The 22,511-nt window shown below is 59.2% G+C and carries 24 protein-coding genes; 14 read left to right on the forward strand and 10 right to left on the reverse strand.

The annotated features are described in order from the left end of the window. Positions 1 to 6: 6 nt before the first annotated feature. The 4 genes from gatB (at position 7) to TU84_RS07400 (ending at position 3,408) form a co-directional block, all read left to right on the forward strand. Positions 7 to 1,452 (forward strand): Asp-tRNA(Asn)/Glu-tRNA(Gln) amidotransferase subunit GatB, encoded by a 1,446-nt coding sequence (gatB, locus tag TU84_RS07385; protein ID WP_048368388.1) that lies wholly within the window; start codon positions 7 to 9, stop codon positions 1,450 to 1,452. 109 nt (positions 1,453 to 1,561) lie between these two features. After that, a complete protein-coding gene (locus TU84_RS07390; protein WP_048368389.1) occupies positions 1,562 to 1,933 on the forward strand; it encodes a septal ring lytic transglycosylase RlpA family protein in 372 nt (123 codons plus the stop codon). Between the two features lie 51 nt (positions 1,934 to 1,984). Further along, on the forward strand, positions 1,985 to 3,025 hold the full coding sequence (locus TU84_RS07395; RefSeq protein WP_048368475.1) for a calcium/sodium antiporter: 1,041 nt from the start codon (positions 1,985 to 1,987) through the stop codon (positions 3,023 to 3,025). 11 nt (positions 3,026 to 3,036) lie between these two features. Further along, entirely contained in the window at positions 3,037 to 3,408 is a 372-nt protein-coding gene (locus TU84_RS07400; RefSeq protein WP_048368390.1) for a carboxymuconolactone decarboxylase family protein, read from the forward strand. On the opposite strand, the gene TU84_RS07405 is transcribed toward TU84_RS07400, so the two are convergent. Both TU84_RS07405 and TU84_RS07410 read right to left on the reverse strand, forming a co-directional pair. Continuing rightward, positions 3,405 to 4,346 (reverse strand): AEC family transporter, encoded by a 942-nt coding sequence (locus TU84_RS07405; RefSeq protein WP_048368391.1) that lies wholly within the window; start codon positions 4,344 to 4,346, stop codon positions 3,405 to 3,407. The two genes, TU84_RS07400 and TU84_RS07405, sit on opposite strands and share 4 nt — an antisense overlap. A gap of 91 nt (positions 4,347 to 4,437) precedes the next feature. After that, positions 4,438 to 4,995, reverse strand: coding sequence for a hypoxanthine-guanine phosphoribosyltransferase (locus TU84_RS07410; protein ID WP_048368392.1), 558 nt, complete (start codon positions 4,993 to 4,995; stop codon positions 4,438 to 4,440). 167 nt (positions 4,996 to 5,162) lie between these two features. Between TU84_RS07410 and upp the strand changes: the two genes are divergently transcribed. Next, positions 5,163 to 5,798: a uracil phosphoribosyltransferase gene (gene upp, locus TU84_RS07415; protein WP_048368393.1), complete on the forward strand. Its 636-nt coding sequence runs from the start codon at positions 5,163 to 5,165 to the stop codon at positions 5,796 to 5,798. Between the two features lie 4 nt (positions 5,799 to 5,802). Next, positions 5,803 to 7,077: a uracil-xanthine permease family protein gene (locus TU84_RS07420; protein WP_048368394.1), complete on the forward strand. Its 1,275-nt coding sequence runs from the start codon at positions 5,803 to 5,805 to the stop codon at positions 7,075 to 7,077. Between the two features lie 95 nt (positions 7,078 to 7,172). Here TU84_RS07420 and hemH read toward each other — a convergent pair whose 3' ends face one another. Both hemH and TU84_RS07430 read right to left on the reverse strand, forming a co-directional pair. Further along, positions 7,173 to 8,198 carry a ferrochelatase gene (hemH, locus tag TU84_RS07425; RefSeq protein WP_048368395.1) on the reverse strand — a complete coding sequence of 342 codons (1,026 nt, stop codon included), beginning with the start codon at positions 8,196 to 8,198 and terminating at the stop codon, positions 7,173 to 7,175. A gap of 13 nt (positions 8,199 to 8,211) precedes the next feature. Next, the gene (locus TU84_RS07430; RefSeq protein WP_048368396.1) at positions 8,212 to 9,114 is read right to left on the reverse strand and encodes a TIGR01777 family oxidoreductase; all 903 of its coding nucleotides are present in this window, start codon (positions 9,112 to 9,114) and stop codon (positions 8,212 to 8,214) included. Between the two features lie 192 nt (positions 9,115 to 9,306). Here TU84_RS07430 and TU84_RS07435 point away from each other — a divergent pair, with 192 nt between their 5' ends. From TU84_RS07435 to TU84_RS07465, 7 genes are all read left to right on the forward strand, one after another. Next, positions 9,307 to 10,293, forward strand: coding sequence for an NAD(P)/FAD-dependent oxidoreductase (locus tag TU84_RS07435; RefSeq protein ID WP_048368397.1), 987 nt, complete (start codon positions 9,307 to 9,309; stop codon positions 10,291 to 10,293). Continuing rightward, a complete protein-coding gene (locus TU84_RS07440; RefSeq protein WP_048368398.1) occupies positions 10,290 to 10,505 on the forward strand; it encodes a TIGR02450 family Trp-rich protein in 216 nt (71 codons plus the stop codon). The genes TU84_RS07435 and TU84_RS07440 overlap by 4 nt, the downstream gene beginning before the upstream one ends. Positions 10,506 to 10,627: 122 nt before the next feature. After that, entirely contained in the window at positions 10,628 to 11,596 is a 969-nt protein-coding gene (locus TU84_RS07445; RefSeq protein WP_048368399.1) for a YbgA family protein, read from the forward strand. Between the two features lie 2 nt (positions 11,597 to 11,598). Continuing rightward, a complete protein-coding gene (locus TU84_RS07450; protein ID WP_048368400.1) occupies positions 11,599 to 12,534 on the forward strand; it encodes a MerR family transcriptional regulator in 936 nt (311 codons plus the stop codon). An 18-nt stretch (positions 12,535 to 12,552) separates the two neighbouring features. Beyond that, a complete protein-coding gene (gene phrB, locus TU84_RS07455; RefSeq protein WP_048368401.1) occupies positions 12,553 to 13,998 on the forward strand; it encodes a deoxyribodipyrimidine photo-lyase in 1,446 nt (481 codons plus the stop codon). Next, positions 13,991 to 14,761 (forward strand): SDR family NAD(P)-dependent oxidoreductase, encoded by a 771-nt coding sequence (locus TU84_RS07460; RefSeq protein ID WP_048368402.1) that lies wholly within the window; start codon positions 13,991 to 13,993, stop codon positions 14,759 to 14,761. The genes phrB and TU84_RS07460 overlap by 8 nt, the downstream gene beginning before the upstream one ends. A gap of 71 nt (positions 14,762 to 14,832) precedes the next feature. Next, complete coding sequence (locus TU84_RS07465) at positions 14,833 to 15,138, forward strand: YkgJ family cysteine cluster protein (protein ID WP_048368403.1); 306 nt, start codon at positions 14,833 to 14,835, stop codon at positions 15,136 to 15,138. Positions 15,139 to 15,197: 59 nt separating this feature from the next. Here the strand turns inward: TU84_RS07465 and TU84_RS07470 are convergent, their stop codons facing one another. The 6 genes from TU84_RS07470 to hemA form a co-directional block, all read right to left on the reverse strand. Then, entirely contained in the window at positions 15,198 to 15,716 is a 519-nt protein-coding gene (locus TU84_RS07470; protein WP_048368404.1) for an acyloxyacyl hydrolase, read from the reverse strand. A 115-nt stretch (positions 15,717 to 15,831) separates the two neighbouring features. Continuing rightward, positions 15,832 to 16,623: a glutamate racemase gene (gene murI / locus TU84_RS07475; RefSeq protein ID WP_048368405.1), complete on the reverse strand. Its 792-nt coding sequence runs from the start codon at positions 16,621 to 16,623 to the stop codon at positions 15,832 to 15,834. Further along, positions 16,616 to 17,371, reverse strand: coding sequence for a molybdopterin-synthase adenylyltransferase MoeB (locus tag TU84_RS07480; RefSeq protein WP_048368406.1), 756 nt, complete (start codon positions 17,369 to 17,371; stop codon positions 16,616 to 16,618). The genes murI and TU84_RS07480 overlap by 8 nt, the downstream gene beginning before the upstream one ends. Then, the gene (prmC, locus tag TU84_RS07485; protein WP_048368407.1) at positions 17,365 to 18,195 is read right to left on the reverse strand and encodes a peptide chain release factor N(5)-glutamine methyltransferase; all 831 of its coding nucleotides are present in this window, start codon (positions 18,193 to 18,195) and stop codon (positions 17,365 to 17,367) included. The genes TU84_RS07480 and prmC overlap by 7 nt, the downstream gene beginning before the upstream one ends. Further along, positions 18,196 to 19,278 carry a peptide chain release factor 1 gene (gene prfA, locus TU84_RS07490; protein WP_048368408.1) on the reverse strand — a complete coding sequence of 361 codons (1,083 nt, stop codon included), beginning with the start codon at positions 19,276 to 19,278 and terminating at the stop codon, positions 18,196 to 18,198. Then, positions 19,278 to 20,564 (reverse strand): glutamyl-tRNA reductase, encoded by a 1,287-nt coding sequence (hemA, locus tag TU84_RS07495; RefSeq protein WP_048368409.1) that lies wholly within the window; start codon positions 20,562 to 20,564, stop codon positions 19,278 to 19,280. Before hemA ends, prfA begins: the two co-directional genes overlap by 1 nt. 222 nt (positions 20,565 to 20,786) lie before the next feature. Between hemA and TU84_RS07500 the strand changes: the two genes are divergently transcribed. Then, complete coding sequence (locus TU84_RS07500) at positions 20,787 to 22,511, forward strand: tetratricopeptide repeat protein (protein WP_048368410.1); 1,725 nt, start codon at positions 20,787 to 20,789, stop codon at positions 22,509 to 22,511.

The following is a 22,511-nucleotide window of genomic DNA, read 5'->3' on the forward strand; positions in this document are numbered from 1 at the left end:
AAACATATGCAATGGGAAGTTGTGATCGGGCTGGAAATTCACTCCCAGCTCGCCACCCAATCGAAGATTTTCTCCGGCAGCGCCACCACGTTCGGCGCTGAGCCGAACACCCAGGCCAGCCTGGTTGATCTGGGCATGCCGGGCGTTTTGCCGGTGCTGAACCAGGAAGCCGTGCGCATGGCCGTCATGTTCGGCATCGCGGTTGACGCCGAAATCGGCCAGCACAACGTGTTCGCACGTAAAAACTACTTCTACCCGGACCTGCCAAAGGGCTACCAGATCAGCCAGATGGAACTGCCGATTGTCGGCAAAGGCCATTTGGACATCACCCTGGAAGACGGCACCGTCAAGCGCGTCGGCATCACCCGTGCGCACCTGGAAGAAGACGCGGGCAAAAGCCTGCACGAAGACTTCAGCGGCTCGACCGGCATTGACCTCAACCGTGCAGGCACCCCGCTGCTGGAAATCGTTTCCGAGCCGGACATGCGCAGCGCCAAAGAGGCCGTTGCCTACGTCAAGGCCATGCACGCACTGGTGCGCTACCTGGGCATCTGCGACGGCAACATGGCTGAAGGTTCGCTGCGTTGCGACTGCAACGTATCCGTACGCCCGGTCGGCCAGGCCGAGTTCGGCACCCGCTGCGAGATCAAGAACGTCAACTCGTTCCGCTTCATCGAGAAGGCGATCAACAGCGAAGTCCAGCGCCAGATCGAACTGATCGAAGACGGCGGCAAAGTCATCCAGCAAACGCGCCTGTATGACCCGAACAAAGACGAAACCCGCGCCATGCGCAGCAAAGAGGAAGCCAACGACTACCGTTACTTCCCGGACCCGGACCTGCTGCCGGTGGTGATCGAAGACTCGTTCATCGAAGACGTGCGCGCCACCCTGCCGGAACTGCCACCGCAAAAGCGCGAGCGCTTCCAGTCGCAGTTCGGTCTGTCGGCCTACGATGCCAGCGTTCTGGCCTCAAGCCGCGAACAGGCAGACTACTTCGAAAAAGTCGTGAGCATCAGCGGCGACGCCAAGCTGGCGGCCAACTGGGTGATGGTTGAGTTGGGCAGCCTGCTCAACAAGCAAGGCCTGGACATCGACCAGTCGCCGGTCAGCGCCGAGTTGCTGGGCGGTATGCTGCTGCGCATCAAGGACAACACCATCTCCGGCAAAATCGCCAAAGTGGTGTTTGAAGCGATGGCCAACGGCGAAGGCACTGCTGACGAAGTCATCGACAAACAAGGCCTCAAGCAAGTCACCGACAGCGGCGCCATTGAAAAGGTGCTGGATGAAGTGTTGGCGGCCAACGCCGAGCAAGTTGAACAGTACCGTGCGGCTGACGAAGCCAAACGCGGCAAAATGTTTGGCTTCTTCGTCGGGCAGGCCATGAAAGCCTCCAAAGGCAAAGCCAACCCGCAACAAGTCAACGAACTGCTCAAGAGCAAGCTCGAAGGCTAAATCGCACACTCACTGCAGGAGCGAGCTTGCTCGCGATCTTTTAAAGATCAAAAGATCGCGAGACAAGCTCGCTCCTGCAGGCATGAGTGGGCACACAAAGGACTCCCCCATGAAGCGGCTACTCGGCGCCTGCGCCCTGCTCGGCTTGCTCACCGGCTGCGCCAGCCACGACATAGACCCACGCGGCTATGACGAAACCGGCGTTGCCTCTTATTACGGCGCTCGGCACCACGGTAAACGGACTGCCAGCGGCGAACCCTTCGACCAAAACGCCCTCACCGCTGCCCATCGCAGCCTGGCCTTCGGCTCACGGGTCGTGGTTACCAACCTCAGCAACAACAAAACGGTGGTGGTACGCATCAATGACCGGGGCCCGCATACTCGCGGCCGTCTGATTGATCTTTCGCGCCAGGCCGCCCAGCAGTTGGGTATGCTGAGCAGCGGCACGGCCAAGGTGCGGGTTCAGGGTTTAAGTGACTAATCAATGGAGTGAATCACCATTTTGGGGTTAAGCGCGTTATCACCGTGGAACCTGCTGCAACTGCTCTGCGGTCTCGCCATGCTGATTGCTGGCGCCGAACTGCTGGTGCACTGCGCGGTGCGCATGGCCGCCAACCTGAAGGTTCGCCCCCTGCTGATCGGCTTGACCGTGGTCGCCTTCGGCAGCAGCGCCCCGCAAATGACCGTCAGCCTGCAAGCCGCACTAAACGACACACCGGACATTGCCGTCGGCAGCGTCATTGGCAGCAACATCTTCAACGTCCTCGTCACCCTCGGCCTGTCGGCACTGATTATCCCCCTGCGCGTGTCACGCCAACTGGTGCGGCTCGATATCCCCTTGATGATCATCGCCAGCGCGCTGGTATTTGGCCTGGCCCTGAGCAAACAACTGGATCGCCTTGATGGCGCCATTCTGCTGGTCGGTCTGGTGATCTACCTCGGCTTGCTGCTCCGCCAGTCACGCCACAGCGGGCACCATCATGTCAGCCACGACCGACCGCCAACGTCGTGGCCGGTCAACGTTCTGATGATGCTTATGGCCTTGGTCTTGCTGGGCGCTGCCGGGCATTTGTTACTGGACGCCGCCGTCGGCGTGGCCACCGAACTGGGGCTGTCCGAGCGCATCATCGGCCTGACCATCATTGCCGTCAGCACTTCGCTGCCGGAGCTGGCCACCTCACTGATTGCAGCCTTTCGCGGGCAACGCGAAATTGCCGTCGGCAATGTGATTGGCAGCAACGTCCTCAACCTGCTTGGCGTGCTCGGCCTCACCGCGCTGATCAGCCCCGAACCGCTGTCGGTATCACCCAACGCCCTGGCTTTTGACCTGCCGGTGATGCTCGGCGTCGCCGTGTTGTGCCTGCCGGTGTTCTATACCGGCTACCGCGTGACCCGCGCCGAAGGCTTGCTGTTTTTGGGGCTGTACCTGGCGTATGCACTGCACGTGGTGTCGTTCACCACCGGCATGCCGCTGGCGGGCAGGCTCGAACACCTGATGCTGTTTTACATCTTGCCGGCGCTGCTGGTGTTTCTGCTGTTCAGTACCCTGCGCGCCTGGCGACGACAACACTGAGGAGTTTTGCGATGGACAACAAAAAGACCGGACTTGAAATGCGCCGCCAGGTAATGGGCGATGAGTTTGTCGACCGTGCACTGGGCAATGCCACCGACTTCACCCAACCACTGCAAGACTTCGTCAACGAACACGCCTGGGGCGGCGTGTGGAATCGCGAGGGTCTGTCGCTAAAAACCCGCAGCCTGATCACCCTCGCCACCCTCACCGCGCTCAAGTGCCCGCAAGAACTCAAAGGCCACGTACGCGGCGCGCTGAATAACGGCTGCACCGTCGACGAGATCCGCGAAGCGCTGCTGCACTGCGCGGTATACGCCGGCGTACCGGCGGCCATTGATGCGTTTCGGGCAGCTCAGGAAGTGATCGACGCCTATAAAGGCTAAATCCAGCCGCCCCACTGCAATACAAAGATCCCGATATTGGTCGTGATGGCCGCCATCAAGGTGGTGATCACGATAATCGACGCGGCCAGTTCGTGGTTGCCGTTGGCTGCGCGCGCCATGACGTAGCTGGCGGCTGCCGTCGGGCTGGCGAAGTACAGGAACAACGTCCCCAGCTCCGGCCCGCGAAAGCCCAGAAGCCACGCCCCCAGTGTGGCCACCAGCGGCAGGCTGATCATTTTGACCAGGCTGGCACTCAACGCCAGATTGCCGCTTTTGCGCAAGGACGCCAGCGACAAGGTGCCGCCAATACAAATCAGCGCCAGCGGCAAAGTCATGGACGCCAGGTATTCACCGGAGGCCTGCAACCAGCCTGGCAGAGTGATCTTGAACACTGCAAACGGGATCGCCGCCAGCACGCTGATAATCAGCGGGTTTTTCACCACACTTTTGCAGACGCTCCACGGGTCGGACTTGATCACCGGGCTGTACACCGCCAGCACAATCGTCGACAGGGTGTTGTACAACAGGATCACCAACCCGGCGAGCACCGCCCCCAGCGAGATGCCGTAGTCGCCATACATGCTGGCCGCCAGGGCCAGGCCGATCACCGCGTTATTGCCGCGAAATGCGCCTTGGGTATAGATGCCGCGATCTTCACGCGGGCAACGCCAGATCGCCCAACCCCAGGCCAGGCCAAAACACACCAGTGTCGCCAGGGTGAAATAGCCCAGCACCTTGGGCTGCATGGCGGTTCTGAGGTCGGCGTGGACAATCCCCAAAAACAACAACGCCGGCATGGTGACGTTAAACACCAGTGCCGACGCCGTGTGGATAAAGTTGTCGTTAATCCAGCCCACCCGCTTGAGCACAATGCCCATAAAGAGCATGGCAAACACCGGAGCGGTGATCGAGAGGGTCAGAAAAAAGATAGCCAGCATGCAAACACGCTCGTGTGAGGTCGTTAAAAAACTAATGCATGTGCCAGAAACTGGCTGAAGCTTCCCCGCAAGGAAGCTTCATCACTCGGGCTTACAGACCTTTAACGGCGTAAATCCCGGCAGCGTTGCGCCAGTAGCCTTTGTAATCCATGCCATAACCGAAAATATAACGGTCAATGCACGGCAGGCCGGCGTAGTCGGCTTTCAGGCCCGGGCTGGCCTTGCGGTCGTGGTCTTTGTCGATCAACACCGCGGTATGCACCTTATGGGCGCCCGCGTGTTTGCAGAAATCAACGATCGCGCTCAGGGTGTGGCCCTCATCGAGGATGTCATCGATGATCAGCACGTGACGGTCCATAAAGGACACTTCTGGCTTTGCTTTCCAGAACAGGTCGCCGCCGCTGGTTTGGTTGCGGTAGCGGGTCGCGTGCAGGTAAGACGATTCAAGCGGGAATTTGAGGTGGGTGAGCAGCTTGCCGGCGAATATCAGGCCGCCGTTCATCACACAAAAAACCACTGGATTGAATTCAGCCATTTCAGCTGTGATCTGCGCGCCAACGCGGGCAATCGCTGCCTCAACCTCGGCTTCGGTGTACAGGCAGTCAGCCTCTCGCATGACTTGACGGATATGCTCGAGATCAGCAGACATGACGCTCTCCAGGGGGGTGGTTTGCCAGAAAAGCGGGCAAAGGTACGCACACGCATGGCTCAGATCAAGCATTTATGGACTAACGTGCATTAATGTTTGTAGGACATCACCCCGGATTAGATTAATCTAGGCCGCTTTTTTTGCCTGCCCAACCGGAGCCTTTACTTATGCCCATCCGTGAGATCCGCCATCCGCTGATCCGTCACAAGCTCGGCCTGATGCGCCGTGCAGACATTAGCACGAAGAACTTCCGTGAGCTCGCCCAAGAAGTCGGCGCCTTGCTGACGTACGAAGCCACCAGCGACCTGACCCTCGAAACCTACGAGATTGAAGGCTGGAGCGGCCCTGTCCAAGTTGAAAAAATTGCCGGTAAGAAAATTACCGTCGTGCCTATCCTGCGCGCCGGTATCGGCATGCTGGAAGGCGTACTGACCCTGATTCCGGGTGCCAAAGTCAGCGCTGTCGGCGTTGCCCGTAACGAAGAAACCCTGCAAGCCCACACCTATCTGGAAAAACTGGTTCCAGAAATCGACGAGCGTCTGGCGATGATCATCGACCCGATGCTGGCCACGGGTTCGTCCATGGTTGCCACCATCGACCTGCTGAAAAAAGCCGGCTGCAAAGAGATCCGCGCCATGGTGCTGGTCGCTGCCCCAGAAGGGATTGCCGCCGTTGAAAAGGCTCACCCGGACGTGACCATCTACACCGCGTCCATCGATCACCGTCTGGACGAACACGGCTACATCATTCCGGGCTTGGGCGATGCTGGCGACAAGATCTTCGGCACCAAGCAAAAGGATTAATCACATGCAGGACGAGTTCAACGACCCACTCTGGCGCCAGATCATCTCTGGCGCGCAGATGTTGTTCGTGGCTTTCGGCGCCTTGGTATTGATGCCATTGATTACTGGCCTCGACCCTAACGTAGCGCTGTTCACGGCGGGTCTCGGAACTCTGCTGTTCCAGATTGTGACCCGCCGTCAGGTACCGGTCTTTCTGGCTTCGAGTTTCGCTTTCATTACCCCGATCATTCTCGCCAAGGACCAATTCGGTCTGGCCGCGACCATGGGCGGCGTGATGGCAGCCGGTTTCGTGTACACCTTTCTCGGTTTCGCGGTAAAGCTTAAAGGCACCGGTTTTATTGATCGCCTGCTGCCACCGGTGGTGATTGGCCCGGTGATTATTTCGATCGGTCTGGCGATGGCGCCCATTGCTGCACACATGGCCATGGGCCGTGCTGAAGACGGCACTGAGCTGATCCATTACCAAACAGCCATGATGATCTCGATGCCAGCGCTGCTGACCACCTTGATCGTGGCCGTGTTCGGCAAAGGCATCTTCCGCCTGGTGCCGATCATTGCCGGTGTGCTGGTGGGTTTTGCGATGGCGTTTTACTTTGGCGTGGTCGACACGGCCAAAATCGCCGCTGCGCCCTGGTTTGCCCTGCCGCATTTCACGGCCCCCGAGTTCAACTGGCAGGCGATTCTGTTTATCGTCCCCGTGGCCCTGGCCCCGGCCATTGAACACATTGGCGGCGTGATTGCCGTGGGCAGCGTGACCGGTCGCGACTACCTGAAAAAGCCGGGCTTGCACCGCACCCTGTTCGGTGACGGTCTTGCGACCACTGCCGCAGGTTTGCTGGGTGGTCCACCGAACACCACCTACGCCGAAGTAACGGGCGCGGTGATGCTGACCAAGAACTACAACCCGAAAATCATGACCTGGGCGGCGATCTTCGCCATCAGCCTGGCCTTTATCGGCAAGTTCGGCGCATTGCTGCAAAGCATTCCGATACCGGTGATGGGCGGGATTTTGTGCCTGTTGTTCGGTTCGATTGCTGCGGTCGGGATGAACACCCTGATTCGCCATCAGGTCGACCTGAGCGAAGCGCGCAATCTGGTGATTGTGTCGGTAACCCTGGTCTTCGGGATTGGCGGCGTGCTGATCGGCACAGGGATGGGCCCTGAAGACTTCGGCCTTAAAGGCATCGCGTTGTGCGCTATCGTAGCGATCGCACTCAACCTGCTTTTGCCGGGCAATGACAGCTGGAAAAACAAGAAAGGTGATGAGCCGATTCTATAAATCGGCCTGATCTCTGTAGGAGCGAGCTTGCCTCGCGATCTTTTGATCGTTTAAAAGATCGCGAGGCAAGCTCGCTCCTACAGTCTTTGCAGCTTTTATAGCGCCAACGGCGCCCTTTCACAGATAGTATTCAACGCCGCCGCCCACTCCGGGTTGTCATTGAGACACGGCACCAGCACCAGCTCCTCGCCCCCCGCCTCAATAAACTGCTCGCGTCCGCGATCGCCAATCTCTTCCAGGGTCTCGATGCAATCGGCAACAAACGCCGGGCACATCACCAGAATTTTCTTCACGCCGTCTTTGGCCAACGCATCCAGACGCGCTTCGGTGTAGGGTTCGATCCACTTGGCCCGGCCTAACCGCGACTGAAAGGCCACCGACCACTTGCCCTCAGGCAAGCCCATGCGCTCGGCAAACGATTGAGCGGTGCGCAAGCATTGCGCCCGGTAGCAGGTCGCCAGCACTTCGGTCGATGCATTCTGGCAGCAATCGGCATTTTTGAAGCAGTGATTGCCGGTCGGGTCCAGCTTGTGCAAATGCCGCTCAGGCAAGCCGTGAAAGCTCAGCAACAAGTGATCGTAGTCTTGTTCCAGATGCGGCCGGGCGCTGGCCACCAAGGCGTCAAGGTATTCAGCCTGATCGTAAAACGGCTGCACAATCGAGAACTGCATCGACAGCTTTTTGGCCTTGACCACTCGCTTGGCTTCTTCAATCACCGTGGTCACGGTGCTGTCCGCGAACTGTGGATACAGTGGCGCTAGCGTCACCTGCTTGACGCCTTGCGCAGCCAGACGCGTGAGCACGGTTTCAATCGACGGCTCGCCATAGCGCATGGCCAGCTCGACCGGGCCTTTGGTCCATTCACGGGTCATCGCCTGCTGCAAGCGGCGGCTCAACACCACCAGCGGTGAGCCTTCGTCCCACCAGATCGAGGCGTAGGCATGCGCCGACTGCTCGGGCCGCTTGATCAAAATCAAGGACACCAACAGTCGACGCACAGGCCACGGCAAGTCGATGACATATGGGTCCATCAAAAACTGGTTCAAGTAGCTGCGTACATCCGCTACCGAAGTAGACGCCGGCGAACCCAGGTTAACCAGCAACAGCGCGTGGTCGGTCATGCAACATCCTATTTCAGAGGCGGGCGGAAAGATCGTCTAGCGCCGCACGCAAATCGGTGAACTGAAAAGTGAAACCGGCAGCCAGCAAGCGGGCGGGCATTGCCCGCTGGCCACCCAACAATAACGTTGCCATCTCGCCCAATCCCACCTGCAAAACAAACGCCGGTGCTGGCATGAACGCCGGACGGTGCAACACGCTGCCCAAGGTTTTGGCGAACTCAGCGTTGCGTACCGGGTGCGGGGCGCAGGCATTATAAGGACCCGAGGCGGCATTCTCATGCACAAGAAAATCAATCAGGGCAATTTGGTCTTTGATGTGAATCCACGACATCCATTGCCGACCGTTGCCCACCGGGCCGCCCAAGCCCATCTTGAACGGCAGCACCAGGCGCGACAAAAAGCCGCCTTCAGCCGCCAACACCAACCCCGTGCGCACCAGCACCACACGAATGCCCAAGGCTTGGGCACGCTGAGCGGTTTCTTCCCAGGCAATGCACAAGTGGGACGCGAAATCGTCGTTGACCGGCGGCGATTCTTCGGTCAGTTCACGCTCACCGCCGTCGCCATACCAGCCAACGGCCGACCCGGAGATCAGCACCGAAGGTTTGTGTTCGAGGCTTTCGAGCCAGACTAAAAGCGTTTCGGTGAGCGTGACCCGGCTGCTCCACAACTGCGCCTTGCGCTTGCGTGTCCAGCGGCCGCCGGCAATCGGCGCCCCGGCCAGATTGACCACGACGTCTACTGGCTCGTGGCTTAACTCAACCAGGTGCTCGATGCCCCGAACGCCCGCCCCGCACAGTTCTTGCACGCGTTCAGGCTGGCGGCTCCACACACTCAGGCGATGACCTTGCGCCAGCCAGTGACGACACAGTTGGCGGCCTATCAAGCCTGTACCGCCGGTCAGCAATATGTGCATGGGGTGAACCTCCCGAGGAGTTTTATGCAGAGCACTGGTCTATTTTTAAAAGAAGGCTCATGAATGGGCCATTGGCCTTATAAAGAATAGGTCAGTCTGACTCGGCAGGCGCACTAAAACCTATACCAAAAAATAAATTTGTACAGGTATTATAGAAAACGAAGTCTGTGCAAACAGGGGAACGAGACCAATATGACTGTACCCATTGCGATCATCGGAGCCGGCATTGCCGGACTCTCAGCCGCCAACGCGCTGCACAAGGCCGGTTACGCGGTTCATCTTTTTGATAAAAGTCGAGGCAGCGGCGGGCGCATGTCGAGCAAGCGCAGCGATGCCGGCTCGCTGGATCTGGGTGCACAGTATTTCACTGCCCGTGACCGTCGATTTGTCGATGAAGTCCAGCAGTGGCAAGCCCATGGCTGGGCCGCAGAATGGTCGCCGCATTTGTACAACCACAAAAACGGCCAACTGACGCCCTCGCCCGACGAGCAAACCCGCTGGGTCGGTGCACCGCGCATGAGCGCCATTACTCGCGGGATGCTCGGGCGCCTGACGGTGAACTTTTCGTGCCGGATTACCGATTTGATCCACGGCGAAAAACACTGGCACTTGCTCGACTCGGACGAATGCACCCATGGCCCCTTTAGCCATGTGATTGTTGCCACCCCTGCCCCGCAGGCAATCGCCCTGCTGGCCGCAGCGCCTAAACTGGCCACCACTGTGGCCGGGGTCAAAATGGACCCTACCTGGGCCGTCGCTCTGGCTTTCGAGACACCGCTCGACACCCCGATGGAGGGCTGCTTTGTACAAGACAGCCCGCTCGACTGGCTGGCCCGTAACCGCAGCAAGCCCGGCCGCGAAGACACCCCGGACACCTGGGTTTTGCACGCGACCAGCGCCTGGAGCAAACAGAACCTCGACCTGCCCAAAGAGGCCGTGATCGAACACTTGCACGGCGCCTTTGCGGAGCTGATCCACTGCACCATGCCCGCGCCGGTCTTCACCCTGGCCCACCGCTGGCTCTACGCCCGGCCGTCATCTGCCCATGAGTGGGGCGCGCTGGCCGATGCGGACCTGGGACTCTATGCCTGCGGCGACTGGTGCTTGTCTGGCCGGGTCGAAGGGGCCTGGCTCAGCGGCCAGGAAGCCGCCCGCCGACTGATCGAGCACTTGTCGTGAATCGCATTAATCCACGCAAACTGCTGCTGTCCAAATGGACGGCAGCGCAGCCCAAACACCGCGAAAAACACTTTCTGGTCACCCAATTGTTCTGCGACGAAGAAGGCACCGTGCTGGAAGTCGAGCTTCAGGCCGTGCTCACCCAGCGCAACCAGCGCCTGCCATGGCAACACTTGCAAGCGGCGGATGAGTGGAAGCTGGGCTGGCTGTAACTGACCCGCCTGAACCTCAAATACCTGTACAAGATATTTGACTTGTACAAGCCTGCGCTTATGATGAAACCAAGTTGTACATCGCTTAAAAGATGTACAAGTATTTCTTGGAGGTTCGTCACATGGGCAGCACTGCTTCTTGCCAGCACAAACCAAAAATTGCCATCAGTGCCTGCTTGCTGGGCGCCGAGGTTCGCTTCAATGGTGGGCACAAGGAATCGCGGCTGTGCAGTCAGACCCTGAGCGAGCATTTTGAATTTGTACCGCTATGCCCCGAGGTTGCCATTGGCTTGGGCACTCCCCGCCAGGCCATACGGCTGGTCGGCGACCCGGCGCAGCCACAGGCTGTCGGCAGTGTCGATAACCAACTGAACGTTACCCGGCCGTTACACGATTACGGCGTCGAAATGGCCGCGGCGCATACCGACATTTGTGGCTACATCTTTATGCAAAAGTCGCCATCGTGCGGGCTTGAGCGGGTCAAGGTGTACCAGGACGGCGGCCGCCCTGCCGAATTGAGCGGCCGTGGCATTTATGCCCAGGCGTTTTGCGCGGCGCACCCGGATTTGCCCGTGGAAGAAGACGGTCGCCTGAATGACCCGGTGCTGCGTGAAAACTTCCTGACCCGTGTGTACGCCTACAGCGAATGGCAAGCCTTGCTCAAGCAAGGCATCACGCGCCGCGCGCTCACCGAATACCACGCCCGTTACAAATATCAGCTCATGGCCAACAGCCCGGTGCAATACAAGGCGCTGGGTAACCTGCTGGGCAACCTCGGCAAGCAAGACCCGCGAGACATCGCCCCGCACTATTTCAGCGAATTGATGAAAGCGCTGAAAAAGTGCGCCACCCGGCGCACGCACACCAACGTGCTGCAACACCTGAGCGGCTACCTCAAGCGCTCCATCAGCCCTGAAGACAAGCAGGAAATGCAGCAACTGATCAGCCAGTACCTCAAGGGCATTGTGCCGCTGGTGGTGCCACTGACCCTGCTCAAGCATCACTTCCGTCAGCACCCGGACCTTTACATCTCGCGGCAGGTCTACCTGCAACCGCACCCTGAAAACCTCAGCCTGCGTAATGCTATCTGACAATGAACGATGACCTGATCATGTCCAATACACCCGACTCGGACTACAGCAAAGCCCTGGCTGAAGGCTGGATACCGATCCGCGAAGTCGCCCGCATGACCGGTGTCAACGCCGTCACGCTGCGTGCCTGGGAGCGCCGGTACGGCCTGATCGTGCCCTTTCGTACCGCCAAAGGGCACCGTCTGTTCTCTACCGACCATGTTCTGCGTATCCGACGCATTTTGACCTGGCTCAACCGCGGGGTTTCGGTCAGCCAGATCAAACCGCTGCTCGATTCTGCCCCCTCTTACCATGAGCCTGCCGACAATGATTGGCACGCATGGCGCCAAGCGCTGACCCTGGCGATCCGCGAACTGGCGGAACGCCGCCTTGATGACAACTTCAATCAGGTCATGTCGCTATACCCGGCCCAACCCTTGTGCGAGCACCTGTTGATGCCGCTGATCAGCGAGCTGGAACAACACTGGCACGGCCAATTTGGCGCGCAACTGGAACGCGTATTTTTTGAGTCCTGGCTGCGCAGCAAACTGGGCGCGCGGATTTACCACAACAACCGCTCCCTCAGCGGCCCGCCAGTGCTGCTGATCAACCAGTCAGACAGGCCATTCGAGCCCCATCTATGGCTTACCGCCCTGATGGTCAGCAGCAGCCATTGCCCGGTTGAAGTGTTTGACGCCCAGATACCCGGCAGTGAGCTGGCGGTGGCGGTCGAGCGGCTCAACGCCCGCGCGGTGGTGCTGTATTCGAGCAAACCGTTGAACCTGCAACACCTGCCAAAACTGTTAAGTGCGATCACTTGCCCGGTGTTGATTGCCGGGCCCTCGGTGTCCATCCACAACGACGAATTAGCGGTATCCAGCGCTGAAAGCGCGGGTTTGTCTTTGGCAAAGGACCCCATCGAAGCCCATCAACGCCTGAGCCAACTTCGCCTCTTTTAGTGTTTTCAAGGAACAGACATGCAACTTTTGTGGTTACGCAGCGATTTGCGCCAACATGACAACACCGCCCTGAGCGCCAGTGCCGAGCGCGGCCCGACCGTGGCCGTGTACCTGATCAGCCCTGAGCAATGGCTGGCGCACGACGATGCTCCCTGCAAAGTCGATTTCTGGCTGCGCAACCTGCGCACCTTGAGCGACAGCCTGCAACGGTTGAACATCCCGCTGCTTATCCGCACCGCCGACACCTGGGATCAGGCCCCCGCCGTGCTGCTTGAGTTGTGCCAGCAATTGGGCATTGATGACGTGCACGTCAACGAGGAATACGGCATCCACGAAACCCGTCGCGACCAGGCTGTTGCCGACTCACTTAAGGCCCAAGGCATCGGCTTTCACAGCTATCTGGACCAGCTACTGTTTGCGCCCGGCAGCCTACTGACGCAGTCCGGCTCGTATTTTAAGGTGTTCACCCAGTTCCGTCGGCTCTGCTACAACCGCCTGCACATGGCCCTGCCGAAAACCGTCGCGGCGCCCAAAGCGCAAGCGGCCCTGCTGATCAAACGCGATAGCGTGCCGCAGGCCATCTCCGGCTTTGAAACACCGCCCCAGGCTCTGCGTGATCTCTGGCCCGCCGGTGAAGATGAAGCCCATGAGCGTTTGGCGCGCTTTACCAGTGAACAAATTCACTATTACCAGGACGAGCGCGATTTACCCGCCAAGCCGGGCACCAGCCAGCTGTCCACTTATTTGGCCGCAGGCGTTCTTTCGCCTCGCCAGTGCTTGCATGCGGCGCTGGGCAGCAACAACGGTGAGTTCGAAAGCGGCAGCCCTGGCGTCTTCACCTGGGTTAACGAACTGCTCTGGCGCGAGTTCTACAAACATGTGCTGGTGGGCTTCCCGCGTGTCTCACGGCACCGCGCCTTCAAACCAGAAACCGAATATTTGCCTTGGCGTAACGCCCCGGACGAACTGGCCGCCTGGCAAGAAGGCCGTACCGGCGTGCCGATTGTCGACGCGGCGATCCGCCAACTGCTGGCCACCGGCTGGATGCACAACCGCCTGCGCATGGTGGTGGCGATGTTCCTGACCAAAAACCTGTTGATCGACTGGCGCGAAGGCGAGCGTTTTTTCATGCGTCATTTGATTGATGGCGACCTCGCGGCCAACAACGGCGGCTGGCAGTGGAGCGCGTCAACCGGTACAGACTCCGTTCCGTATTTCAGAATTTTCAACCCGTTAAGCCAGTCCGAGCGCTTCGATTCTGAAGGGCAATTCATCAAGCACTGGTTGCCCGAGCTCGCTGCACTGAATAAAAAAGAAGTGCACAACCCGGCGTCTGCTGGCGGCCTGTTTGGTGTAGCCAATTACCCTGCGCCCATTGTCGATCTGAAGAAAAGCCGAGAACGCGCCCTCAGCGCCTTCAAAAGCCTGCCTTCACGACAACTTCTCGAGGTGGAACATGATTGAAGGTCGTCGCATCTGGTTAACCGGCGCCAGCAGCGGTATTGGCGCGCACATGGCAAAAGAGCTGCTGCAACGCGGCGCTCACCTTGCCTTGACCGCCCGTACCCTGGGCCCGCTGGTGGCGTTGTCTGAACGCTTCCCCGGCCAGGTGTTGCTGGTGCCCGGCGACCTGACCGACCATCTGCAAGTGCGTGAAATCGGCATGACCATCGCGCAAAGCTGGGGCGCCCTGGACACGGTCATCCTGAGCGCCGGGACCTGTGAATATGTCGATGTCAGCCAATTTGATGCGCGGGTGATCGAGCGCTCGGTGTGCACCAACTTGCTGGCCAGCAGTTATTGCATTGAAAGCGCGCTGCCCTTGCTGCGCGCCGGACGCTCACCGCATCTGGTGGGCGTAGTCAGTGCGGTCACGGCCTCGCCGCAGCGCCGGGCACAAGCTTTTGGTGCGGCAAAGTCGGGGCTGCGTTACTTGCTCGAATCACTGCGGGTTGATCTGGCCGACGAAGGCATTGATGTGACCTTGGTCAGCCCAGGCTTTGTCGATACGTCGCGGGCAGAAAACCCTGAGCTGTCGATACAGGGCCGCTGGCCTGCCTCTAAAGCCGCTGCGTACATCTGCCAGCAGTTGCAAAAACGGCCACGGGAGGTCGTGTTCCCGACCCGCTTGCTAAAACTGCTCAACCTGCTGGCCACCCTGCCAAAACGCGTGCAGGTTGCACTGGCCAAGCGCCTGTCACGCAACCAGGGCGAGACGTCGCTCTAAGCCAGTGATTGTGCGGGTGACTGGTCAGCGGGTTCACACCTGAGCGCAGCTGTGCCTTACACTGCGCGCCTATGACCAACATCCCCCTGAACGACATTACCGAACCCGCCGTTACCTGTTCAACGTGCGCAGCCTGTTGCTGCCAACTGGAAGTGATGCTGATCACCGACACCGGTGTGCCCGAGCGTTTTATCGACACCGATGACTGGGGCGGTGAGGTGATGCTCAGGCTCGATGATGGCTGGTGTGCTGCGCTGGATCGCAACACCATGATGTGCACGATCTACGAACAGCGCCCGCTGATTTGTCGAGACTTCGAGATGGGCGACGTTGAATGCCTGAATGAACGCCAGGGGATTTCGACGGCGTACGTGTAGGAGCGAGCGTCTTTTTAAGATCAAAAGATCGCGAGGCGAGCTCGCTCCTACAGGGGTGGTTACAGCGGGAGGGTGTAGTGCAGCGAGTAGCTTTCTACGCCGTCGTTGGTGCTGGATAACCCGGCATTGGAGTAGTGAGTCGCGCGAATGCCGACTTCATGCCCACCGGCAAAGCGCAGGCCAAAGCCCAGGCGGTCTTCAAACTGGAACGCCGTGCCCAATTTGTTGCGCTCGACCTCGGTGTGGCCAAACACCGCCACGCCGATACCGGCTTCCAGGTAAGGCTTGACCGTTTCACCCGCAAATTCGTACACAAAGACAGGCGAGAACGACAGGCTGTTGTTCGCCGAAGACTTGTCGCCTTCCCAGTAGGTGTAAGCGCCGCTCCAGTAACCGGTCAAACGACCGACGTCACTTTGCAGCCAGCTTTTGTCCCAATTTGAATTCAAGCCCAGACGATAGGTCATCGTTGACTCACTGGTGTGCCCCACACCGAATTCAATGCCGGCCGCTTGTGCCGTATAGCTATACCCCAGAGCGGCCGTTGCCAGCGCCACCAAGCCAATCAAACGTTTCATATGAAAATCCTATTTTCGTATGCCGATCTTAATTTTTATGTACCTCATCAAACCGATGAGTATGAATCTCCAGCCCCTGAGAAAGTTCAACGACTCAAATGCTCTTCATGTTTTCTTACAGATCGAAGCTTCGCACAAGACCAGATTTATTCCACAACACATGAAGGATATTTCTTAGAGATTCGGGGGACGCGCTGGTCCATAGCTGTGTTTCCCGCGCAGGACCGCTCGCCAACAGGCCGCGCTCGTCCAATAAGCGTTGCAGTTGGCGGGCCACGGCGGCGCCGGTGTCGATCAAGACGATCGACGGTGGGAGCATTTGGCTGAGCAAAGGCTTGAGGAAGGGGTAATGCGTGCAGCCCAGAATAATGGTGTCGCAGCCGGCGGCCAGCAGCGGCTCGACATAGCCGCGCAGCATCGTGCGCAAGGCCTCGCTGCTCAGATCGCCGGTTTCGATCAATTCCACCAGGCCGGGGCACGGCTGGGTGATGACCTTTACGGTGCTGGCGAAGCGGTCGAGCAAGGCGGCGAACTTGGCACTCTGCAAGGTGCCGGTGGTGGCGAGCACGCCGACCACGCCACTGCGGGTCGCTGCCGCAGCGGGTTTTACCGCAGGCTCCATGCCGACCATGGGCCAGTCGGGGTAGCGCTGACGCAAATCCGCCACGGCCGCCACGGTCGCTGTGTTGCACGCCAGCACCAGAGCTTTGGCCCCTTCGCGCTGAAAGAACTCAGCCATGATTGCGCAGCGCTCACGAATGAACTCGGGGCTTTTTTCGCCGTAGGGAATATGCCCGCAGTCGCCGACATAGAGCAGCGATTCGTTGGGCAACAATTGGTTGATCTCACGCAACACCGACAAACCGCCGACGCCGGAATCGAACACACCAATCGGCGCTTCACTCATGGCCAGCCCCGCACACGCTACAGGCCGGATCGCGCTTGACCCGCAACTCGCGAAAGCGCGTGGTCACGGCGTCAATCAATAACAGGCGCCCCACCAGTGGCTCGCCAAAACCGGCCAGCAGCTTGAGTGCCTCCAGCGCTTGCAGGCTGCCGACCAGCCCCACCAGTGGACCGATGACGCCGGCTTCGCTGCAGGTCAGCTCTTCGTCGCTGCCGTGCCCATATAAACAGTGGTAACACGGGCTCGCGGGCTGGCGCGGGTCAAAAACCGATAATTGCCCCTCAAGGCGAATCGCCGCACCGCTAACCAGTGGCTTGCGCGCCGCGACACAGGCGCGGTTGACGGCCTCGCGGGTGCCAAAGTTGTCACAGCAATCGAGCACCACGTCCACCGCGGACACGGCCTCGGCCAGCGAGTCGGCATCCAGTGCCGAGCGATGGGCAACCAGTTTGATGTGCGGGTTAAGCAGACGAAGACGGCGCATGGCCGAGTCGACCTTGCTTTCGCCGACATTGGCGCTGTCGTGGATGATCTGGCGTTGCAGGTTGGTCACGTCGACGCTGTCGAAGTCAGCCACGTGCAACTCACCCACCCCCGCTGCCGCCAAGTACAGCGCCACCGGCGAACCCAGCCCGCCCAGACCGACAATCAGCGCACGGCTGTTTTTCAGCTTGAGCTGGCCGTCGATGTCGACCTGTTGCAACAGGATCTGTCGGCTATAGCGCAACAGCTCCTCATCGGTCAGCACGGCAGGCGGCCCAGGGTAATGCGTTCGTGGGCGCCCAGGTCTTTGCGGCTTTCTACCTGTTCAAAGCCCGCGCCTTGCAGCAGCTCACGAACCGCAGCCGCTTGGTCGTAGCCGTGCTCAAGCATCAACCAGCCACCGGCATTTAAATGCAACGGAGCTTGGGCAATGATGTGGCGAATGTCATCCAGCCCGTCAGCACCGGCCACCAGCGCACTTTCAGGCTCGAAGCGCACGTCACCTTCGGCCAGGTGCGAGTCACCTGCGGCGATGTAGGGCGGGTTGCTGATGATCAGGTCAAAGCGTTGATCGGCCAGAGCGCTGAACCAGTGGCTGTGCAGTACGCTGACGTTGGCCAGTTGCAAACGCTGGCGGTTGCGTTCGGCCAGCGCCACGGCTTCAGGCACGCGGTCGACCGCCGTCACCTGCCAGGCGCCACGCTCACTGGCCAACGCGAGGGCAATCGCCCCGCTGCCGGTGCCCAGGTCCAGCACTTTGGCCGGGGTCTGGGGCAGCAACGCCAATGCCGTTTCGACCAGCAGCTCGGTGTCCGGGCGCGGGATCAAGGTGTGCGGCGCGACTTCCAGGTCGAGCTTCCAAAACCCTTGCTGGCCCAAAATATAGGCCACCGGTTCACCTTGGCGACGGCGCTGCAAGAAGTCTGAAAAGGTCGACGCGGCTTCGCTGCTGACGATTTTTTCTGGCCACGTGTGCAGGTAACTGCGCGGTTTGCCCAGCGCGGCCGCCAGCAACAGCTCCGCATCAAGACGGGCGGTGGGCGAGTCGGGCAATTCAGCGGCACGTAACAAACTGGCAATAATGGTCATTTATTCACCCAGGGCTGTCAGTTGGTCAGCCTGATATTCCGCTAACAATGGCTCAATAACGGCATCAACACCGCCGGCCAATACTTCATCCAGTGAATACAAGGTCAAGTTGACGCGATGGTCTGTGACACGGCCTTGCGCGAAGTTGTAGGTGCGAATGCGCTCGGAACGGTCGCCCGAACCCACCAGCAATTTACGCTCGCTGGCGATCGCGTTGGCCGCGGCGCTGGTTTGCTGGTCATTCAATTTAGCTGAAAGCCAGGACATCGCCCGTGCCCGGTTTTTATGCTGGGAACGCTCTTCCTGACACTCGACCACAATGCCGGTCGGCAAGTGCGTGATACGAATGGCCGAGTCGGTTTTGTTAACGTGCTGACCACCCGCCCCCGAGGAACGGTAGGTGTCGACGCGCAAGTCGGCCGGGTTGATCTCGATCGCTTCTTGCTCGTCGGGCTCAGGCAAAACGGCAACGGTACAGGCCGACGTATGGATACGGCCCTGGGATTCGGTGGCCGGTACACGCTGTACGCGGTGGGCGCCGGACTCGAACTTCAGCTTGCCGTAGACATTGTCGCCTTCGACCCGGGCGATGACTTCTTTATAGCCACCATGTTCGCCGATGCTTTCCGACAAAATCTCGACCCGCCAGCCACGACGCTCGGCGTAGCGCGAGTACATGCGAAACAGGTCGCCAGCAAAAATGGCCGCTTCATCACCGCCGGTGCCCGCTCGAATTTCGAGGAAAACGTTGCGCCCGTCGTTCGGGTCTTTGGGCAAGAGCATGCGTTGCAGGTCTTTTTCCAGCCCGATGAGCTGTTCTTTGGCTTCGCGGACTTCTTCAACCGCCATTTCGCGCATGTCAGGGTCGTTGTCCTTGAGCAGCGCCTGGGCACCTTCGAGGTCGTCCTGCACCTTGAGCCACTGAACGTAGGCGGCAACAATGGGCTCAACCTCCGCGTACTCCTTGGAGTAGGCGCGGAACTTGGTTTGATCAGAAATGACCTCGCCATCGCCAAGCAAGGCGGTCAATTCTTCAAATCGATCCCGGAGGATGTCCAGCTTATTAAGCAGTGACGCTTTCATTACAGTTTTTTATCCGCAGAGCTATCCGATGAGCCCTCACCGAGGGCAAAAAGTTCTTGGGCCATGGCCAGCGCATCGAGGCGGCCTTCGGCGGAAAGCTTTTTAAGCTGCACGCTGGGGGCGTGAAGCAGTTTATTGGTTAAACCACGCGCCAGTTGCACCAATACGTCTTGCGGATTGCTGCCATTGGCCATCATCCGCAGGGCTTTTTGCAATTCTTCATCGCGCAGGCGCTCGCCTTGCTGGCGATAGGCTTTAAGCACATCAACCGCCGCCAGCTCACGCAAACGCACCATGAAATCTTCGGCGCCGATGCTCACCAGCTCTTCAGCGGCCTGGGCCGCGCCCTGACGGCTCTTGAGGTTTTCTGCGACCACTTCGTGCAAGTCGTCGACGGTGTAGAGGTAAACGTCGTCCAACTCGCCGACTTCTGGCTCGATATCCCGTGGCACGGCAATGTCGACCATGAAAATAGGCTTGTGCTTGCGCAGCTTCAAGGCACTTTCAACAGCACCCTTGCCCAGAATCGGCAATTGGCTGGCGGTCGAGCTGATCACGATATCGCTGTGCACCAGCTCTTGTGGAATGTCCGACAACAACACGGCATGTGCGCCGAACTGCTCGGCCAGGGTACTGGCCCGCTCCAAGGTACGGTTAGCCACCACGATGCGTTTAACCCCCAGATCATGCAGGTGCCGGGCGACCAGGGTGATGGTCTCGCCCGCCCCGATCAGCAGTGCCTGACTGCGCTGCAAGTCGCTGAAAATCTGCTTGGCCAGGCTCACCGCAGCAAAGGCCACCGACACCGGGTTTTCACCAATCGCCGTGTCGGTGCGCACTTGCTTGGCCGAGTTGAACGTGGCCTGGAACAGACGCCCCAATAGCGGCCCGACAGTACCCGCCTCACGCGCCACGGCGTAGGCAGATTTCATCTGGCCGAGAATTTGCGGCTCGCCCAACACCAGCGAATCGAGCCCCGAAGCCACACGCATCATGTGACGAACGGCCGCATCATCTTCATGGATGTAGGCACACGCCCGCAGCTCTTCGTAGTTCAGATCGTGATATTCGGCCAGCCATTTCAGCACGGCTTCGGCACCGAGCTGGTCTTGTTCGAGATAAAGCTCACTGCGATTGCAGGTCGAGAGGATCGCAGCTTCGCGACTGTCGGTGAGGCGGCAGAGTTGCTGCAAGGCTTCAACCAACTGCTCTGGAGTAAATGCCACGCGCTCGCGGACGTCTACTGAAGCAGTCTTGTGGTTAATACCGAGTGCGAGGAAGGCCATTCAATATCGCTGATGGTGACGAGAAGCCGACAATTGTCCTACTTCGTCTGATTCAGAACAACCATTGCTGACTATTGTCTCTATAGTTAACGTCTGTTGAACTCATCTTCCCTCGCATCATCAGAGCCTTATATCGCTTCTATCGATAGTCGCACCTGTTATGGTTTGCACCATCGCATGTGTCATGATGCCCAGACCGCAGGTAAGTCGCCTTTCTCTTATATGAATAGATCCTCCGCGTTGCTCCTTGCTCTCGTCGTTCTCAGTGGCTGCCAGTCTCTGGCCCCCACGTCCCCGGATGCTTCGTCCGCGGCAGAAGACGTTACCACCGTCCCGGAAAAGCCCACGGTTTATGGCTCGTTCAGCGAAGACACGCTGTACAGCCTGCTGAGCGCGGAGTTGGCCGGCCAACGCAATCGCCTGGATATCGCCCTCGATAACTACGTGACGCAGGCGATCAACACCCAGGATCCTGGCGTCGCCGAGCGCGCGTTTCGCATCGCCGAATACCTGGGCGCCGATCAGGCAGCCCTCGACACGGTGCTGATCTGGGCCAGAAACGCACCGGACGACCTGGACGCGCAACGCGCGGCGGCCATTCAACTGGCACGCAGCGGTCGCTACGACGATTCCATGGCCTACATGGAAAAAGTCCTGCAGGCCAAAGGCGACACGCACTTCGACTTTTTAGCCTTGTCGGCCCTCGAAACAGACCCCGAGACTCGTGCCGGGCTGCAAAAAAACTTTGATCGCCTGCTGGTCAGGCACCCGGACAACGATCAACTGATCTTCGGCAAAGCCTTGTTGATGCAACAGGACGATGACGCGGCCGGCGCCTTGAAGTTGCTAGAGCAGCATCCGCCGCAAGACGGTGAAATCGCCCCGATTCTGCTGCGCGCCCGCCTGCTGCAAAGCCTTAACCGTGGTGACGAAGCCTTGCCACTGCTGCAAAAAACCATGCGCGACAACCCGGACGACAAACGTCTGGGCCTGACTTATGCACGTACGCTGGTCGAGCAAAACCGCATCGATCAGGCAAAAGTGCAATTCGCCAGCCTGGTTCAGCAGTACCCGGAAGACGACGAACTGCGTTTCTCCCTGGCGCTGGTGTGCCTTGAGCTTAAGTCCTGGGACGAAGCCGAAGGCTATCTGCAAGAACTGATCGACCGCGACAGTCATGTCGACTCGGCACACTTGAACCTGGGGCGCATTGCGGAAGAGCGTAATGACCCGCAAGGCGCATTGATTCAATACGCACTGGTAGAGCCTGGTAATGACTACTTGCCTGCACAATTGCGCCAGGCAGACATTTTGATCAATCACGGTCGCGGCGCCGAAGCCTCGCAAAAACTGGCGGCTGCCCGTGACGCCCAGCCGGACTACGCGATTCAGCTGTACCTGATCGAAGCCGAAACCCTGTCGGCGAACAATCAGACCGATCGCGCCTGGGCCGTTTTGCAACAAGCCGTCAAGCAATACCCCGACGACCTGAACCTGCTGTACTCACGCGCCATGCTGGCCGAAAAACGTAACGACCTCCCGCAAATGGAGGCCGATTTGCGCGCCATTATCCAGCGTGAACCTGACAACGCCATGGCCTTGAACGCGCTGGGTTACACCCTTGCGGACCGCACCACCCGCTACGCCGAAGCCAAAACATACATCCAGCAAGCTTACGATTTGAACCCGGAAGACCCGGCCGTGCTCGACAGCCTGGGCTGGGTGAACTTCCGCCTGGGTAATTTGCCTGAAGCAGAACGTTTGCTGCGCCAGGCGCTGGAGCGCTTCCCCGACCAAGAAGTGGCCGCGCATTTAGGCGAAGTGTTGTGGGTGAGCGGCCAGCAGCGTGAAGCCAAAAAACTCTGGGGGCAGTTCCTCAAGGACAACCCAGACAGCCCTATTCTGCGCAAAACCGTCTTGCGCCTGACCGGATCCGAGACTCCTTAA

Source organism: Pseudomonas helleri (genome assembly GCF_001043025.1).
GTDB classification, from domain to species: Bacteria; Pseudomonadota; Gammaproteobacteria; order Pseudomonadales; family Pseudomonadaceae; genus Aquipseudomonas; species Aquipseudomonas helleri.